Genomic DNA, 15855 nt, shown 5'->3' on the forward strand with positions numbered 1-15855 from the left:
CTGTATATAGTCAGAGCATGACAAGCTGATATTTTAAGCAGGATTTTGGTATTAAATTGGTATAAATATTTATTGTCCTCCTAAGGATTCTTTAACTTGTTTTCGATAAGTTCGTCCGATATTTAATTGGATGTCATCTACTAAAACCTGATCGTAAGAAAAACTCTTAAGTCTATCTTTATTAATGATAAAAGAACGATGAATCCGTAAAAAACTCCCCGGTAACCTATCTTCCAAATTACTGATTTTTTCTTTCGTTTTTATTTTCTCTGTATCGGTATGAATATTTACATAGTTAGATAAACTCTCAATATATTTAATATTTGTATACTTAATTTTAATTGTTTTTCGATTGGATACAATCTCCAGGCAGGCTTGTTTCAACTTTTCTTTTTCAAGCATAAATTCCTGAATAATTTGCTGCTTTTCCCTAATCTGCTGACTCATTAACAAAAAGGAACCAATAAAGACCATCAAATAAAGAAGTGCAGCCAATAGAAATGTATTTGAGGCATTTGGACCAAGGTTTTTAAAGTTAAAATTTGCAAGATATATAAAAGAGAACATTAGTACTATTGTTTCGAGATACATCGATATTACAGCCGTGTAAAAAGAATATAAGCCAAACCGAACATATTTCTTTTGCATATAATATCGTGGAACCAGAAAATAGTTAAAGAAATAAGAGGTGCCCAGAACAATTGGTAAAAGCATACTTATAAAGAAAAATGCTGCTGCATTATTTCCCCATGAAAATCCAAAAACCAAGGTTAAAATAAGAAGAACAAAAATCCAGTAAAAAATATGATAGTATGGATTTGACGATTTTTTAATCATTCTTTTTCAGTTAAGTTCTCAATTACAGCCTACAAAACTTCCTATTATCTCAATATATGTTAGATTACAGATTTGCAGACAGATTTAATATATTTTCGGCTAATTTAGCTTAGAAATTAAAAATACCTAAACAATGTAGATAAACAACACGTTTAGAACCGTATTTGACCTTGCCTTAAAACTGCTGATCACATTACTTTGAAGGTATTAGTATTAATCTTTTAAAAGTAAAAATTATGAAAGAAATGTTTTTTATGGGTGGTGTACTCTTTATGGGGATACTTAGTATACTTCTTATTGTTATGGTATCGTGGATTGCTTATCATTTAATTGGTGCTCTATTTTCCAATAATACAACACTGGAAAAAGCAATTCAAAAAGTAGGGTATGGACAATCAATCGGCTTATTTGCCATGATAATTGGCATATTTGGGCAGTTACTTGGATTATTCAATATGTTTTCGGTTTTAGAACAAGTGGGTAGTATTTCACCAAGTGTGATTTATGGCGGAATAAAAGTTTCGATGATACCCACATTTTATGGAATCATTATTTATCTCCTCTCTATCCTATTGAGGTTTGTTGCTGGTATTTTAATTGAAAAAAAACTGGAAAAGCAGGGGATTTTGTAACAAAAAAGCTCATTCTTTTTGCAAGAATGAGCTTTTTTTAGTTTCTGATATTTTTATTAATGCGCTTCCAACCAGTTCTCTCCAACTCCCATATCTACGGTAAGCGGAACGGAAAGCTGAATGGCATTTTCCATTTCTTCTTTTAAAATCAACTTCATTTGATCCAATTCAGACAACAAACAATCAAAGTTCAATTCATCGTGCACCTGAAGAATCAATTTAGATTGCATCCCCTCCCGTTTCATTCTTTTGGTGATGTTGATCATCGCAATTTTGATTACATCTGCCGCTGATCCCTGAATAGGTGCATTAACCGCATTTCGTTCTGCTACACCCCGGACTATTGCGTTGCTGGAATTAATATCTTTTAAATATCTTCGGCGGGACAGTAAGGTAACTACAAACTCATTTTCACGGGCTTTCTCCACACATTGATCCATAAACAACTTAACTCCCGGATAAGATTCAAAATAGCCTGTAATCAACTCTTTTCCTTCTGTTCGGCTAATACTCAACCGTTCGGCAAGTCCCCAGGCCGAAATTCCATAAATAATTCCAAAATTGGCAGTTTTAGCTCTGCTTCGCATGTCCTTGCTCACCTCCTCGAGTGGAAGCTTGTAAATTTTTGCCGCCGTAGCTGTATGAAAATCTTCGGAATTGATAAAAGCATCTATCATATTCTGATCCTGACTCATGTGAGCCATTAACCGCAATTCCACCTGCGAATAATCAGCTGAAAGGAAAGCGTGATTTTCGGATGAAGGGACAAATGCTTTTCGGATGTATCTGCCCTGCTCGGTACGAATTGGAATATTCTGTAAATTAGGGTTGGTTGAACTTAATCTTCCTGTTGCAGCTTCGGCCTGATTAAAAGAGGTATGTATTTTCCCTGATTTTTCGTTAATGTAAGTTGGAAGTGCCTCAACATAGGTGGAAATCAATTTTTTCAGCGATCTAAAATCCAATATTTTTTGAATAATTTCATGCTTATCCTTCAATTTAGAAAGAACATCTTCGGATGTTGAATACTGACCCGATTTGGTTCTTTTAGCTTTACTGTCGAGCCCCATTTTATCAAACAAAACATCGCCCAGTTGCTTAGGCGAAGCCACATTAAAATCGACCTCGGCCATTTCTTTGATGTCTTTTTCGATACCATCTACCTCCTCATTCAGAACAAGAGCGTAGTCTTTTAGAGTTTGTACATCAATACTAACTCCTGTGAACTCCATATCTGCTAAAATGCTTACCAAAGGCATTTCAATATTGTAGAACAAATCAAGTAGTTCGTTATCTTTCATACGACCTTCAAATTCTTCTTTCAATTCAAGGTTTAGAACTGTTTCCTCACAATAAGATTCATGTTCAATCACCTCTGGCTCCAACATCAAACTCAATTGAGCTTTTTTTCCTTTCGACTTATCCTCTTTTGAAATTGTCTGATAATTTAAAATAGAGTAAGCAACAAATGCGAAATCATGTTTTAATTCGGGTTGAATTAAGTAGTGAGAAATCATAGTGTCGAAAATCGGCCCTTTTACATCAATTCCATGCCAACGCAAAATCAAAATATCACGTTTGATATCGTGACCAATTTTTAAAATGTTTTCATCTTCGAAAATAAATTTAAACTCTTGAGCCACTTTTTTTGCTTCTTCGAAATTTTGAGGAAAAGGAACAAAAAAGGCTTTGTCTTTTCGATACGAAAAAGTCAATCCAAGAAGATTTGATGTATTTGGGTCGGAACCGGACAAAATTGTTCTAAAAGAGTACTCTTTCTGAACACACAATTCAGCTTTTAAATCGGCTCTTACAGCCTGATTATCAAGTACAAAAAAATCACAACCCAATCCATTTATATCTCTTAGAATCACGTCCTTAACTTCTACTGTATCCTTGTCCGTAAATTTTTGACTCTCATTGGCAAAAAGATTCCCCTGATTTTTAAAAACCCGTTCTGCCAAGGTAAAAAACTCCAACTCCTTAAAGACGGCTCTCAATGCCTCTTCATTATAATCTATCAGTTTAAAATTATCTTCATCAAAATCTATGGGGGCATCGAGTGATATTTTTGCCAGCACTTTTGAAAATCGAACTTGTTCTTCCGATTCAATAATTTTTTCTTTTTGTTTTCCTTTTAGCTTATCGGTATTCTGATACAAACCATCGATGTCCTTATAAAGCTCTATTAATTTTTGAGCCGTTTTCGGACCAATTCCCGGACAACCCGGAATATTATCCGCTGCGTCTCCCATCAAACCTAAATAATCAACAATTTGATCGGGATGTTCTACGCCAAACTTTTCTTTAATTTCAGGAACACCCCAAACCTCAACCTCTTTCCCATTACTTTTAGGCTTAAACATGAAAATATTCTCACTCACCAATTGTGCATAATCCTTATCGGGAGTCATCATATAAACCGTATAGCCTTTTTTTTCAGCCTTTTTAGCCAAGGTTCCAATCACATCGTCAGCCTCGTATCCTTCTACGTCAAATTCAGGAATATTAAAACCTTGAATAATTGACTTGATATAAGGGATCGATTTTCTTAAGTCTTCGGGCATTGGAGGACGCTGTGCTTTGTAATCCTTAAACATATCATGACGAAAAGTTGGTCCTACCGGATCAAAAACGACAGCAATGTGCGATGGCTTTTCTTTTTCAAGCACTTCCAATAATGTATTGGTAAATCCAAGCATGGCCGAAGAATTAATTCCGGTTGAAGTAAATCTTGGATTTTTAATAAATGCGTAATATGATCGGTATATCAAGGCAAAAGCATCTAATAAAAATAGTTTTTTGCCCGAGTTGGTATTTGCTGAGTTCATAAGATTCTAAATATAAATTGTATTGAAACAAAAGTACAAGATAATCGCTTTGTAACAATTTTCAAGACTATTATTCTCAGTTCTCTTCTTGTTTTATAAACACAAAAAAGCCTGGCATTTTTTCCAGGCTTATCAATTGTAAATTTTATTTCAGCTTAATTGTCTTCTGCATACCACTCAGCAAACGATGTGGCTGTTTCGTGTAATTTTAGTGAGTGCAGTTTCACATCCAAAGGCAAACGCATTTTTATTTTTTCAGCAAAATCAACAATCATGTTTTCACAAGTTGGCTGATAATCTGTAATAAAAAAACGCTCAAACATTTGTTCAATATTCAATTGCTCCAGATTTGGAGTTGCCTTACTCAAAACAACGGAATGATCCAACTGGTCAACAATTTCTTCATTAACAATATTTTTCAAATCTCCAAAATCCATTACCATTCCCAATTTCGAATTATTTGGATCGGTTATTGGTTCGCCAATTACTGTAACAAATAAAATATAGGAATGACCATGAATATTTTTACAAAGTCCATCGTAGTTCCATAAGGCATGAGCCATTTCGAAATGAAACTCTTTGGTTAATCTTACTTTTGCCATTTACTTACATTGTATAAAAAAACCAGCACTAAACTGGTTCTTGAATTTCTTATCCATGAGTACAATTGCTGATACAATCAACAATGTTACTAAGACTGCAGTGTTTTAAATAATAATATGTATTCTTTCCTTCTCTTTTTGAAGAAAGAACGCCTTTATCTTTTAAAATTCCCAAATGATGAGAAGTTGTTGATTGCTCAATTTTTAATAATTCATGAATTTCAGTCACTGTAAGCTTCTTTCCATCCTCCAGATATCCTAAAATTGCAATTCTCATTGGATGAGCAATTGCTTTAAGCATGTTAGCCGCTTGCTCTAGCTTTGCAGGTTCTAATTCTTTAATTTTCATACACAACTATTATTCACGTAAAGTATCAAATGCAAATATATGAATATATTCTTAAATAGGCTATATTATACATATTGAAATAGTTAAATTTCTCGTTTTGTATATAATTTAATTAAAGTCTTAATAAATACTAGAGTTTTAAATCCGATTATTTGAATTAGGAACGGTTTTACGAGAAAGATAAATTATTAACTTTGGTTGCTATGAATTTGAAGAAAACCAGTATCAACGATATAAAAGCTCCGATAAAACAAGAAATGGAGAAATTCGAGTCCTTTTTTAAGGATTCAATGAAGACAAAGATCCGTTTACTGGACATCATTAACCGCTACATTATCAAACGTAAAGGGAAAGAAATAAGACCTATTCTTGTTTTTTTAAGTGCTAAAATTACCGGTGAAATTAGCAATTCTACCTATATTGCGGCAGCACTTACTCAACTGCTGCACACGGCCACATTAATACACGATGATGTTGTTGATGAAGCTTACGAAAGAAGAGGCTTTTTTTCAATTAATGCTTTGTGGAAAACCAAAGCTGCCGTATTGGTTGGAGATTTTCTTCTATCGAAAGGCCTTTTGATTGCTCTTGACAACAATGAATTTGAACAGCTAAAGGTTCTTTCGGAAGCTGTGAGAGAAATGAGCGAGGGGGAATTACTTCAGTTGGAAAAATCAAGAAAATTAAACATTACAGAAGAGATTTATTTTGATATAATCTATAAAAAAACAGCCAGTTTAATGGCTACATGTACTCTGCTTGGAGCTATTTCTGCTAAAGCAAATGATGCTGATCAGCAAAAACTTAAAAAATTCGGAGAATACCTCGGAATTGCTTTTCAAATGAAAGATGATTTGTTTGATTACGAGAAACAAGGAAGTATTGGAAAACCGACTGGCAATGATATCAAAGAAAAAAAGTTAACCCTTCCCTTGATTTATGTTTTAAGAGGGGTTTCTGAAAAAGAACGTCGCTGGGCTCTGACGATAATTCGCAAACACAATAAAAACTCTGAAAAAGTGAACGAACTAATCTCTTTCGTAAAAGAAAAGGGAGGCCTTGATTACACCCGGGATAAAATGTTTGAATTCAAACAAAAATCATTGAATATTTTAAATGAATTTCCTTCATCGGAAGCGAGGGAAGCTTTAATCAACATAGTGGATTACACAATTAACAGAAACGTTTAGGCTTGCTGGTTTATTGGCAACTGAACGGTAAAAACACTCCCTTTTTCCGGTGTACTTTCAATCGATATTGAACCATTATTCAGAGCAACAAACTCTTGACAAAGTATTAATCCTAAACCCGTTCCGGATTCTTCACAGGTTCCAACTCTGGTATAATTTGTATCAATCCGAAACAATCTTTTCTGATTCTCTTCGCTAATTCCTAATCCATCATCTTCAATAGAAATAATTGATTTAGACTCGCTTTGTGCAATTCGAATTTGAATATTGCCACCGGGTCTGGTAAATTTTATGGCATTCGAGTATAAATTTCGGATAACTGTATCAAGCATGTATTCATCGGCGAAAGCCATAGTATTTGCTCCTTTAATTACCCTTACAAATATATTTTTCCGATCGGCTTTGGTTTGATGAAGTTGAATATTTGACTCCATCAATTTTGATAAATCAATTTGTTTGGGGTCATGTTTTATTTTTCCCATTTGAGATCTGGCCCACTCGAGGAGGTTATTCAATAAATTGTACTCCAAATTAGCTGCTGAATGAATAATTGAAGAAGCTTCAAATATCTGATCCTTTGACATTTTCCTGCAATTTTGATGCAGATTTTTAGCTATCGGCAGTAAGGCATTAAATGGATTCTTTAAATCATGTGCGATAATTGAGAAAAACTTATCCTTTGCCTTAACAGCCTCACTTAAAGCCTCTTCGCTTCGTTTTCTTGTCGTTATATCACGAGCTATTGCCATTAATGTTTCACACTCTCCTGCCCTATTAAATTCAGGAATTAATTGCCATTCAAAATGAAGAACTTTACCTTCAACAACAATGCTAAAATCAACACAATGCAGCTTCTTTGTTTTAAAAGCAATATCTATTCCCTGTTCCCAAAAATCACATTTATCTTTTGGAAAGCCCATTTCCTGATGCGTTTTTCCAATAAATTTCTCTGGTTTAATTTTTAATATCTGCAAAGAAGCCGAATTCACAAATATATGTTTGTGATTTACATCAAACCGCATAATTAAGTCTGTGGCATTCTCTACTAAAGTCCGGAAACGCTCCTCACTCTCCTGCAACTTATTTTCCGCAATTTTTCTTTTTTCGATATTTCTAATGGCTACAAAATAAATATTTGTATTCGAAAAACGGATGAGATTTGCACTTACTTCAACTGCAATTCTTTTGCCTGATTTACTAATTAAGCAAGTCTCAAATAACGCAAAACCACTTGCCTCCATCTCTTTAATACGAAGATCTAAATCCATCGAGCAACTGGCATCATCAATATTATTGATATTTAATTGACTCAGTTCTTCTTCAGTATACTCCAATAATTCACTTAAACGCGAGCTAAATTCAATTAAATTTCCTTTTCCATCATGAACTAAGAAAGCATCTCCTGCAGATTCAAAGATATTTTTGTAGAATTCTTCTCTCTGCCCTATTCGATCTACCAGATGATAGTAACTGGAAATGTCTTTACTTTGAATAATAATTCTTTCAACATTTCCTTTTTTATTTAAAATCGGTGAAAGATATTTTTCTTCAAATCGAATCTTATTATTTTCCAAATTTGACTTTAGAAAACTATTTGGCTCCCGACTTTCCAGAATCTGCGGAACAACACATTCTTCACAAGGTTTATCTAACCCATAAAAAATATTATAGCATTTCGTACCAATTAATTCAGATCGTTTTAAATCTGCTCCTTTTAAGAGTTTTTCATTCACCTCAATTAAAGTGAAATTTGTATCAATTACCGAAACTGCATCTTTACTATTAATTAAAGATTTAGATTGATTGTGTTCCTCTGTAATATATTCCTGAGGAATTAGCTCACGCAATCGTTTAATTTCATTTTCCAGTTCTTGAACTCTTATTTTCAAAGGATCATTGGATTCATTGTACATGTACAAATAAACATTTAAATGGTGATGTTAAATAAATTTATTGCAAGTAAATAAAAAAAGTCGGAAATAATCCGACTTATAAGTTAATAAATAAGCATTTTAAAAATACTTTATTTCTTTTGGATCACCGGTTTCCAGTTTATGAATCTCCGTTAATAATGCATTTGCCAAACTGGATGCTCCTATTCTTGACCATTTGTTATTTAACCATTCCTCTCCTAAATTATTTTTTGAAACCGCATAAAATTCAATAGCATCCTTAGCTGTAGATATTCCTCCTGCAGGTTTAAAACCAATCATCTTTCCTGTCCTGTTAAAATACTCTTTAATTGCCTGAGTCATGACATAAGCTGCTTCTAAAGTTGCATTTACTGCCACCTTACCAGTGGACGTTTTAATGAAATCAGCACCAGCTTCCATTGCAATAATAGATGCAGTACGAATATTTTCTGCCGTTTTAAGTTCTCCTGTTTCCAGGATAACTTTTAAATGTGCCTTACCACAAGCTTTTTTCTGAATTGCAATTTCATCAAACACCGTTTGATAATGCCCTTCTAAAAAAGCTCCAATCGATATCACGATATCAATATCGTCAGCTCCTTTTTCAACAGCCATTTTACACTCCAATGCTTTAACTTCTATAAATGATTGAGAAGATGGGAAAACACCTGCTACAGAAGCAATTCTAACGCCCTCAGCTTTTAAGTTTTCATTCAATGTTGACACCTGATACGGATATACGCAAATAGCTGCCACATTTGGCATGTCAAAATCATTCTGGAAGTTATTTACATTGTCAGCAAAACTTTTAGCCTTTGCGTGCGTGTCTGTAGAGTTCAGTGTCGTTAAATCTATAAAAGAAAAATTCTTCTTCAGATTCTCAATTGTGTACAAAGTTTCATAGTCTCTGTCCAAAATTGATTTGACATTTGCTTTTACTTCTGCATCGCTAATCTTAAGATCATATGATTTTAAGATTTCTAAAATGTCTTTCTCCATAATGTATGTAAATAATTAGTAACCAGTTGCGAATCTTTATTCGCTGATTTTTCCATCAATAATCTAAACTTCTATTAGTCAGAATATTGTCTTTAAGGTTACGAAATTAAGATATTTTTCACTCATCCCCTATTTCTACTATGTTAATTTATTAGAACTTAGCCAGCCTAAAACAAGAAAACCAAAATCATCGCAATGATGACTTTGGCTAACTGCTATAAAAAATGTACTTCTTTATTGCTTAACAATCTTGTAGCTTTTTCGGTATCCTTCCGATTCAATAACCAAAAAATAAGCGCCGCTTCGTAATTGCTCAACTGATTTAATAATTCTTACTTCTCCACCTATATTTTTATGCTCTTCCTTAAATATCAAGCTTCCTGTCATGCTGAACAATGAAATTGTAGTCTCATCATTTCTAAAATCAGATAGATCGATATGCAATTCATGAATAACAGGATTTGGATAGACCCGAACGCTTAGTTTTTTTGGAACATCATCAATTCCTGTAACTGTTTCAACAGTAATTTCAAATTCTTGTTTTACCGAAAATTCATCATCTGAAGCTTCTAGTATTACATTAAACTTACCTATTTCAGTCGGTATTCCGCTTAATGTACAAGATCCATTTCCATGATCCTCCACACTTAACCAATCTGGTTTTTCAATAACTGATATTATACATCCATCCTCATCAACATCCTCATACTCCATATTATAAACATACATATCACCCACTGTTGCTTGAACAATTGGTTCTGATAAAAATTCCGGAGTTTCGTTTTGATTCTCAATATTAATGGTAAACCTATCGTTATAACTTAATCCGCCTTGATCAGTAACTGTTACTTTTAGTGAATAGCTAATATAATCTTCATAATTAAATATCTCTTTCGAAACAATCCTGTCTCCATCCAATTCGAAATACTCATTCTCTGCCAGATTAAATGTGAATGTCTCATCAATATCAGCGTCGCTAGCAGTTAATATTCCCACTTCAGTTCCAATGGCAGAATTTTCGGCAATTGTAGTATTTGACAATTGAATGGCTGTTGGGGCATTTTCGTTACTATCATTGATATTAATTATTACTATTTCTGCAGAACTGGTATGTGTTCCATCGCTTACAGTAACTGTTAACGAGTAACTTGTTGTTGTCTCGTAATCCAGATTCGTGTTATCTGTTACCGTAATTTCTCCGGTAGTTGAATTAACAGCAAAAATGCCGTCAGTATTGCCTGCTGTGATTGTCCAGCTGCTAAATGTTGTTGCGGTTGCATCTGAATCGGTGGCCAAAACTGTTCCTACGGATGTTGTATTTGAAGCATCTTCATCAATATTGAATGTTTGTGAAGCTGTCACTATCGGAGCTACATCATTGACATCTGTGATATTGATTGTTATCGTCTCTGCTGTTGAAGTGTTTATTCCATCGGAAACAGTAACGGTGTATGTGTATGATGTTGTTGTTTCATAATCTATACCTGAGTTATCGGTTACGGTGATGGCGCCACTTGATGCATTGATCTCAAAAATGGAGGCGCCGGTTCCTCCTGTTTCTGTCCAGGCTGAGAAAGATGTTCCTGCATCTCCGTCTGTCGCAAGTACTGTTCCTACGGCTCCTGAGTTTGCGGTATTTTCTGCAATACTAAAACTCTGGGTGGCTGTTACAACTGGAGCTACATCATTGACATCTGTGATATTAATGGTTATCGTCTCTGCTGCTGAAGTGTTTATGCCGTCAGAAACTGTTACGGTGTATGTGTATGAGGTTGTTGTTTCATAATCTATACCTGAGTTATCGGTTACGGTGATTGCTCCGCTTGATGCATTGATCTCAAAAATGGAGGCGCCGCTTCCTCCTGTTTCTGTCCAGGCTGAGAAAGATGTTCCTGCATCACCGTCTGTTGCAAGTACTGTTCCTACGGCTCCTGAGTTTGCGATATCCTCTGCGATACTAAAACTCTGAGTAGATGTTACAACTGGAGTGTTATCATTTATATCTATGATATTAATGGTAATCGTCTCTGTTGCTGAAGTATTGGTTCCGTCAGAAACTGTTACCGTGTATGTGTATGATGTTGTTGTTTCATAATCTATACCTGAATTATCGGTTACGGTAATTGCACCAGTTGATGCATTGATTTCAAAAATAGATGCGCCGGTTCCTCCTGTTTCTGTCCAGGCAGAGAAAGATGTTCCTGCATCTACATCGGTAGCCAGAACAGTTCCTACAGCTCCTGAGTTTGCGGTATTTTCTGCAATATCAAAACTCTGTGAAGCTGTTACAACTGGAGTGTTGTCGTTTATTGCATTCACATCAACTGTTACAGTTTCTGTTACTGAAGTGTTAACTCCATCTGAAACTGTGATGCTCAAGCTGTAACTTGTGATTGATTCGTAATCCAGTTCATTCGCATCATTAACTGTAATTTCACCCGTCGATGAGTTGATGGCAAATACGCTGTTTGTATTGCCTGCTGTAATTGTCCAACTGCTAAATGTTGTTGCGGTTGCATCTGAATCGGTGGCCAAAACTGTTCCTACGGATGTTGTATTTGAAGCATCTTCATCAATATTGAATGTTTGTGAAGCTGTCACTATCGGAGCTACATCATTGACATCTGTGATATTGATTGTTATCGTCTCTGCTGCTGAAGTGTTTATTCCATCGGAAACAGTAACGGTATATGTGTATGATGTTGTTGTTTCATAATCTATACCTGAGTTATCGGTTACGGTGATGGCACCGCTTGATGCATTGATCTCAAAGATGGATGCGCCGGTTCCTCCCGTTTCTGTCCAGGCTGAGAAAGATGTTCCTGCATCTCCATCTGTAGCCAGAACTGTTCCTACTACTCCTGAATTTGCAATATTTTCTGCAATACCAAAACTCTGGGAGGCTGTTACAACTGGAGTGACATCATTGACATCTGTGATATTAATGGTTATCGTCTCGGATGCTGAAGTGTTGGTTCCGTCAGAAACAGTAACGATGTATGTATATGATGTTGTTGTTTCATAATCTATACCTGAGTTATCGGTTACGGTGATTGCTCCGCTTGATGCATTAATCTCAAAAATGGATGCGCCGGTTCCTCCTGTTTCTGTCCAGGAGCTAAAGGAAGTTCCTGCATCTACATCGGTAGCCAGAACAGTTCCTACAGCTCCTGAGTTTGCGGTATTTTCTGCAATGCTAAAACTCTGAGAGGCTGTTACAACTGGAGTATTATCATCATCTGTTAAAGTACAGATAACCTGCTGTGTACCCGATTCAGTGCCATTTGTCACAGAAGAAATATCAATAATTACAGTTTCATTATCTTCATCCAAATCATCATTCACTCCTGTTATTGTAGCAGTGCCTGTAGTATTTCCGGTAGTTATAGATATGGATGTAGAAGATAAGGAATAATCCGTCCCTGATGTAGTACCCGATTTTAATAAATTTACACTTACAGTCTTATTAAATGTATTTGAAAGGGTAGCTTTAACAGAAGTACTTCCTGCATTCTCAGAGATTGAAGAAGAAGGATCCAAACTCAAGGTAACTGTTGGTTCAGGCGTAACTGTAAGTGTTGCCGTATATGTTGATGTACTATAATCAGTTCCATCACTCACATCAAAAGTAAAACTTGAAGAAGTACCATTTGTATTCAAATATTTTAATTTTCCTGCATCTAAATCAGCTTTCGATACTGTTCCATTATTTGATAAAGCTGATTCTGCTCCATTTATTGTTCCACTACCATCAGCATCTACCCATAAAGATCCATTAGCAGGAACTGCCGTAATCCTAACATGATCAAGAGGATCACCATCATCATCAGAATAACCAAAATTTGCAGTTGCAAACGCATAGGTAGTATTTTCATAAATAGTAGATGTGGTAAAACTTGAAGCAGTGGGCTTATCATTAACGGCAGTAATATCAACATTAACTGTTCCTAAAGGAACATTTGTTCCTCCACCACTACCTGTATAGCCCCCATCATTAGCAGTCAGCGTTAAAGTAGCGGCATCGCTTCCATTAACATTCGAAGCACTTGTATATTTTATATTCGATGACGTATTTAAATAAGTATCAATATTAGCTACAGAACCTGTTAAGCTTAGTGTTGCTGTACCTGAACCTCCAATGGTGACTGAACCTCCTGAACCAGCAGTAAGAGTTCCTGCTGATGCCTCAATAGTTAATACAATACTGTTTGATCCTGCATCAACATCACTTAATGTGGCAGCAGAAAGATCAACATTACTAGCAATGTCCTCAGAAACCGTTATATCTGTTGGCAAACCTGAAACGCTTGGATCATCGTTCACTGCGGTAATATCAAAGCTAACACTTGTCGGGCTGGAATCATCAGTCCCATCATTGGAAATAAAAGCAATGGTTCCTGCATTCGTGCCACTTAGGTTTGGTGTAGGAGTAAAAGTTGCAGCATCTAAGGCAGTATTAATTGCTGCCAATGTACCTGTAGCTGTAAAACTTGCATTTCCATTTCCGGTGCCACCAAAAGTAATGCCTGTAGTTCCTATAGTAAGTGTTCCTCCTGTTATTGTGAATGTAACAGTCTGGTCATCTCCATCGGTATCTGCTACTTGAATATCATCAGCCAAAGCAACATTTGTATCATCTTCAGTTACACTTGGTGCACTAGGTGCTGTGGCAGTGGGGGGGGAATTGATTACAGCTGATTCAAATTTAAAATTATCAAAGAAAAAACATAAATCAGCTCCTTCAATCCTTATTTCATCTACAACCCAATCATAAGCCTTTGTTATTTCTGAACTTATACTAAAAGCTTCCTGATCGCCAGTAGGATTACCTCCTAAATATCCTTTAATTGTAATTGAGGCATTTCCAATATCATTATATAACCAAATTCCCTTAAATGAAAAGGACTGACTATCGGTACGTTTCACTATTAAAACAGTAATATCTCCTGCATTTGAAGCTACTAGAGCAATTCCACCACTACTACTCTCTCCATAATTTGGCCAATAATCCATCCCGTCATCAATACCTCCATTAGTAGTAAATTTAAAATCTTGATAAGTAAATGGTGTTGTGCCAAGACAAAGATTATAATCAGCCCCTCCTAGATCATTAAAATTATAAGTTGTTTGAGCATAGCTTAAAGTTCCAGCAAATAGAAAAACTATTGCCAATATATTTTTAGTAAATCCAAGGACTAGATGTTGGGTATAAAATGCTTTCATAATTTAAGTTTTTAGGTTGCTCTGAATTGTTGAACTAGGTATAAAAAAAACATATCTATTTTACACACACAAGTACGGATTTTGCCAACCGCTAACGTTCTCTTTATGAATCTTTTCATAGGTTTCATGATCGTATTTCATGGCTGTTCCCTGTCCAATTACAATCTTATTGACGTTGTTAGTGTGAAAACCAATTTTTTCAATATCGATAAGGGGAGCAGCATATTCTGAGTTCAAGAAAAAGGAGCGTTTGCCTCTGGGGCCATCAATAGTTTCTGTCTTTAATCGTTTTTTAATCTCTGTCCAATTACCATTTAAGAACTCGGGTATTAATCTTTCGAAAATCAAACCTGTTTCATATCCTAATAGAGTATAAAAATCAGGTTTCTGCCCTGCAAAATCGGACACTCTTTTCTTGAACAATAGATTAGCCTTTTCTTGTGAATTGTAATTCCACATCGAGGCCGAATAGAATTTCAAATCCAGATTACTTACTTTTTTTAATATTTCATCGGAAGCCATATGAGCACTTACAATCAGAGGAATTTGCTTGTTTAAACCCGATTTGTAAAATTCGTCATAGAACTCTAATGCTTCATTTCCACAGAAAAGTGCATGAATGAATGAGGGTTTTTCAATTCTTATTTGCGAAAAAACTTCTTGAATTCTGCCTTTTACCTGAGAACCTTCGGGAAGATAATTGAGAACTTTAAAATCCATCTCTTTGGCTCCTGCCATCTCTGCACCTTGTCGAAAAGCCGATTGCAGATGATATCCACCATCGTAAATGGGTGTCAGCACTATTCCCTTATCTCCAAATTGCTTATAAGTCCAATATCCTAAAGCAAATTCTGACTGCCACATTTGAAAACTATTATTAAAAACAGCTTCAGAAATATGGTGATTGTAAGGAATATACTCACCAACATCAAAGAATAAAGCCATTTTTTGTCGGTTTTCGATACTAGGAATAATCGACGGTAAAACTTTATAGCTGACAAAACCCGAAACAATATCAACTCTGTTGAAATTTAACAATTTATTAACTGCCTCAGTAATGGCTTTATCCCCACCCTGTCCTACATACTCAGGAATAAATTGAAAAAGATGATGATATTGTTCTGGAATAGCTGAATAAAATCCAGAGATGAGACTAGGTGTCATTTCTGGGTAAATAGAAGAATACGGTGTAAGGAAACCGATTTTAATATTATTGTTCATCAAAAAAATAGGGTTTGATAATAAGTAAAATTGGGCCAGCAGATATTGCCAACCCATA

Annotated in this window: 10 protein-coding genes; 2 read left to right on the plus strand and 8 right to left on the minus strand. The window is 35.3% G+C overall.

Annotation, left to right across the window (positions count from 1 at the left end):
- Positions 1-69: 69 nt before the first annotated feature.
- On the minus strand, positions 70-837 hold the full coding sequence (locus ACY0M5_RS02850; protein ID WP_461630748.1) for a LytR/AlgR family response regulator transcription factor: 768 nt from the start codon (positions 835-837) through the stop codon (positions 70-72).
- A gap of 236 nt (positions 838-1073) precedes the next feature.
- Here ACY0M5_RS02850 and ACY0M5_RS02855 point away from each other — a divergent pair, with 236 nt between their 5' ends.
- Entirely contained in the window at positions 1074-1469 is a 396-nt protein-coding gene (locus ACY0M5_RS02855; protein ID WP_461630749.1) for a MotA/TolQ/ExbB proton channel family protein, read from the plus strand.
- A 56-nt stretch (positions 1470-1525) separates the two neighbouring features.
- Here ACY0M5_RS02855 and polA read toward each other — a convergent pair whose 3' ends face one another.
- The 3 genes from polA to ACY0M5_RS02870 all read right to left on the minus strand — a co-directional run bounded on the left by polA (position 1526) and on the right by ACY0M5_RS02870 (position 5251).
- Positions 1526-4300 carry a DNA polymerase I gene (gene polA, locus ACY0M5_RS02860; RefSeq protein WP_461630750.1) on the minus strand — a complete coding sequence of 925 codons (2775 nt, stop codon included), beginning with the start codon at positions 4298-4300 and terminating at the stop codon, positions 1526-1528.
- A 155-nt stretch (positions 4301-4455) separates the two neighbouring features.
- Positions 4456-4902 (minus strand): 6-pyruvoyl trahydropterin synthase family protein, encoded by a 447-nt coding sequence (locus tag ACY0M5_RS02865; RefSeq protein ID WP_124993325.1) that lies wholly within the window; start codon positions 4900-4902, stop codon positions 4456-4458.
- Between the two features lie 49 nt (positions 4903-4951).
- A complete protein-coding gene (locus ACY0M5_RS02870) occupies positions 4952-5251 on the minus strand; it encodes an ArsR/SmtB family transcription factor (protein WP_101311803.1) in 300 nt (99 codons plus the stop codon).
- A gap of 203 nt (positions 5252-5454) precedes the next feature.
- Between ACY0M5_RS02870 and ACY0M5_RS02875 the strand changes: the two genes are divergently transcribed.
- A complete protein-coding gene (locus ACY0M5_RS02875; RefSeq protein WP_461630751.1) occupies positions 5455-6441 on the plus strand; it encodes a polyprenyl synthetase family protein in 987 nt (328 codons plus the stop codon).
- Here the strand turns inward: ACY0M5_RS02875 and ACY0M5_RS02880 are convergent.
- The 4 genes from ACY0M5_RS02880 to ACY0M5_RS02895 form a co-directional block, all read right to left on the minus strand.
- Entirely contained in the window at positions 6438-8354 is a 1917-nt protein-coding gene (locus ACY0M5_RS02880) for a PAS domain-containing protein (protein ID WP_461630752.1), read from the minus strand. The two genes, ACY0M5_RS02875 and ACY0M5_RS02880, sit on opposite strands and share 4 nt — an antisense overlap.
- A 99-nt stretch (positions 8355-8453) precedes the next feature.
- On the minus strand, positions 8454-9353 hold the full coding sequence (deoC, locus tag ACY0M5_RS02885) for a deoxyribose-phosphate aldolase (RefSeq protein ID WP_461630753.1): 900 nt from the start codon (positions 9351-9353) through the stop codon (positions 8454-8456).
- Between the two features lie 234 nt (positions 9354-9587).
- Positions 9588-14576: a T9SS type A sorting domain-containing protein gene (locus tag ACY0M5_RS02890; RefSeq protein ID WP_461630754.1), complete on the minus strand. Its 4989-nt coding sequence runs from the start codon at positions 14574-14576 to the stop codon at positions 9588-9590.
- 60 nt (positions 14577-14636) lie between these two features.
- A complete protein-coding gene (locus ACY0M5_RS02895; RefSeq protein WP_461630755.1) occupies positions 14637-15797 on the minus strand; it encodes an ABC transporter substrate-binding protein in 1161 nt (386 codons plus the stop codon).
- Positions 15798-15855: the final 58 nt, after the last annotated feature.

Origin of the sequence: Labilibaculum euxinicum (assembly GCF_963678175.1) — a bacterium.
GTDB classification, from domain to species: Bacteria; Bacteroidota; Bacteroidia; order Bacteroidales; family Marinifilaceae; genus Labilibaculum; species Labilibaculum euxinus.

Excerpts from the sequence above, each read along its gene's own strand:
- ACY0M5_RS02850 (WP_461630748.1), bottom strand. The coding sequence starts at position 837 with ATGATTAAAAAATCGTCAAATCCATACTATCATATTTTTTACTGGATT.
- ACY0M5_RS02855 (WP_461630749.1), top strand. The coding sequence starts at position 1,074 with ATGAAAGAAATGTTTTTTATGGGTGGTGTACTCTTTATGGGGATACTT.
- polA (WP_461630750.1), bottom strand. The coding sequence starts at position 4,300 with ATGAACTCAGCAAATACCAACTCGGGCAAAAAACTATTTTTATTAGAT.
- ACY0M5_RS02865 (WP_124993325.1), bottom strand. The coding sequence starts at position 4,902 with ATGGCAAAAGTAAGATTAACCAAAGAGTTTCATTTCGAAATGGCTCAT.
- ACY0M5_RS02870 (WP_101311803.1), bottom strand. The coding sequence starts at position 5,251 with ATGAAAATTAAAGAATTAGAACCTGCAAAGCTAGAGCAAGCGGCTAAC.
- ACY0M5_RS02875 (WP_461630751.1), top strand. The coding sequence starts at position 5,455 with ATGAATTTGAAGAAAACCAGTATCAACGATATAAAAGCTCCGATAAAA.
- ACY0M5_RS02880 (WP_461630752.1), bottom strand. The coding sequence starts at position 8,354 with ATGTACAATGAATCCAATGATCCTTTGAAAATAAGAGTTCAAGAACTG.
- deoC (WP_461630753.1), bottom strand. The coding sequence starts at position 9,353 with ATGGAGAAAGACATTTTAGAAATCTTAAAATCATATGATCTTAAGATT.
- ACY0M5_RS02890 (WP_461630754.1), bottom strand. The coding sequence starts at position 14,576 with ATGAAAGCATTTTATACCCAACATCTAGTCCTTGGATTTACTAAAAAT.
- ACY0M5_RS02895 (WP_461630755.1), bottom strand. The coding sequence starts at position 15,797 with ATGAACAATAATATTAAAATCGGTTTCCTTACACCGTATTCTTCTATT.